The sequence below is a fragment of the Zavarzinella formosa DSM 19928 genome, from assembly GCF_000255705.1.
Classification (GTDB): Bacteria; Planctomycetota; Planctomycetia; order Gemmatales; family Gemmataceae; genus Zavarzinella; species Zavarzinella formosa.
In genome coordinates this window covers 380,834-382,564 of the sequence record NZ_JH636446.1, presented here as the reverse complement: position 1 = coordinate 382,564, position 1,731 = coordinate 380,834, and the positions used below count along the sequence as shown (strand labels likewise).

General features: G+C 62.7%; 4 protein-coding genes. All 4 read right to left on the bottom strand.

Annotated elements, in window-relative coordinates; translation table 11 throughout:
* On the bottom strand, positions 1 to 362 hold a 362-nt coding region (locus BGIM_RS54230), incomplete at its 3' end, for a DUF3168 domain-containing protein (protein ID WP_238537791.1).
* Positions 359 to 811 (bottom strand): HK97-gp10 family putative phage morphogenesis protein, encoded by a 453-nt coding sequence (locus BGIM_RS0136380; protein WP_020474566.1) that lies wholly within the window; start codon positions 809 to 811, stop codon positions 359 to 361. The genes BGIM_RS0136380 and BGIM_RS54230, both read right to left, overlap by 4 nt.
* Complete coding sequence (locus BGIM_RS0136375) at positions 811 to 1,083, bottom strand: phage fiber-tail adaptor protein (RefSeq protein ID WP_020474565.1); 273 nt, start codon at positions 1,081 to 1,083, stop codon at positions 811 to 813. Before BGIM_RS0136375 ends, BGIM_RS0136380 begins: the two co-directional genes overlap by 1 nt.
* The coding region (locus BGIM_RS54225; protein ID WP_162136323.1) for a hypothetical protein at positions 1,080 to 1,731 on the bottom strand (652 nt) is incomplete at its 5' end. The genes BGIM_RS0136375 and BGIM_RS54225, both read right to left, overlap by 4 nt.

Genomic DNA, 1,731 nt, shown 5'->3' with positions numbered 1-1,731 from the left:
CCGGTCTCTTGGAACGTCTCCTGAAACTCCCTGCGGAGCATTACGAGCGTGAATCCCGAAACGGTGACACTGGCCTGCTTGTTGTGCAGGGCGTCATGGATGAGCGAAAGAATGTTTTTGACCGACTTGCGTCCGGCCGTCTGGTAATCCCAGCAGTGGAGGGTGAGCGTAAACTCCCAGCCGTCCCGACTCTTGGTGTCCCAGTCGAGGGTCGTGTCGTCGCCAATCACCACATACGGGGCGTCGATGTCCTGCGGGACGTGATCGTAAATCTTGGCCGATCCCAGGGCGCTGACGAGCGGGGCATATCCGACGAGCCGTGTGAAGATCCCGGCTTGCAGGGCGTTGTCGGGGCTGCTCATGACAGTCCCTTGCGGACGGCGGCGTTGATCCGGTCAGCGATCCAGGCCTTGCACTTTTCAAAGGCGGGAAACAGGAACGGACGCGGGGCGATCTTCTGCGTGCCGAACTCCAGCATCTTGCCGTAGTCGACTCCGACGGTCACTTTTCCCTCCAGAACACCCTCGGAAAGGCCCGCGCGATCCAGGTCGCCCCGGATGTAGTTGACCAGCAGGCCGGTGTCGGTGGCCGGAGCCTCGCCGGGGGCGGAGGCCCGATGGAAGACGTTCTTGCCGCGTTTGTAGAGGCGGCCGGTTTTTCCTCCCTGGGCAATCGACCGTTTGGCCTCGGCCTCGATCTTTTTCGCGGAGGCATACATGGCCGCGGCGAGTTCGGCGGCGACGGCCTCGCGGATGCGTTGGGTCGTTTGCTCCAGCCGGTCCAGCCCCTCGATCTTGACGGAGAAATCCATCACCGTTCCCGGATCAGCAGCTTGAGGGTCTGTTGATTGATGCGAGCCTCCGTGGTGGTGATCTGGTTGACGATGGAATAATCGGTCCCCGGCGTCCCCCCGGTCAGCCAGATGGTGGCCGACGTGGCGGTGTTGGTCGCGGAGCCGTATTGGATAATGCCGGCCGGGACGGTCCAGACGGACACGGCAATAGTCTCGTCGTCGAGCCAGTCGGACCAGTCAATCTGATAGTCCAGCCGCGCCGAGGGGTCCTTGATGAACGACTCGGTCACGCGGCGACCCGGATGATCCGTTGTTCCGCCGCCGGGGCGAAGATTCGGCGTTCGGAGGGAACGTCGATGATCCGGCGCTCGGAGGAGATGGTGACGATGCGGACCTCACCGCAGACGACCGTCAGGCGGGTGTCAGTGTCAACCGTGATGATTCGTGATTCGGCGGCCACGATGACGACATTCTCACCCGTGGGGATAAGCGCCTCGCCATCGGCGGTGTCCGCATCCTCGGAGAGCGAAGCCATGCCGGTGACATCGAAGGCGGCCGATCCGCTTGCCGAGGAGTTATCGTTCGATTCGATCAGCGCTGCGGAGCCGATGAATTTCAGCAATGCCGAGCCGTCGCCAATGTCCCCGTCTTCGATGGTTGCCAAAACTCCGCTGACAACCCCCGAATCAGACCCATTGGCCATGTCGTCGGCTTCGCTTAGGTTTGCCGTTCCCACAAAGGCCAGACTCGCCGTGGCAGTGATGTTGTCATCGGTTTCCGTGGCCGGCGCCGCTCCCGTGATGTTCTCGCTGGCCGTGGCGGCGGTGGTGTCGGGCGCTTCTGCCTGGCTGCTTGTTCCCGTGACCGTTTCCTGACCGGAGGAGGCGGTGGTGTCCGGTCTTTCCGTGATGTCAGCCGTGCCCATGAGGTTCAGGGTG

Bases quoted from the DNA above. Each gene is read 5' to 3' on its own strand.
- BGIM_RS0136380 (WP_020474566.1), bottom strand. From the start codon at position 811: ATGGATTTCTCCGTCAAGATCGAGGGGCTGGACCGGCTGGAGCAAACG.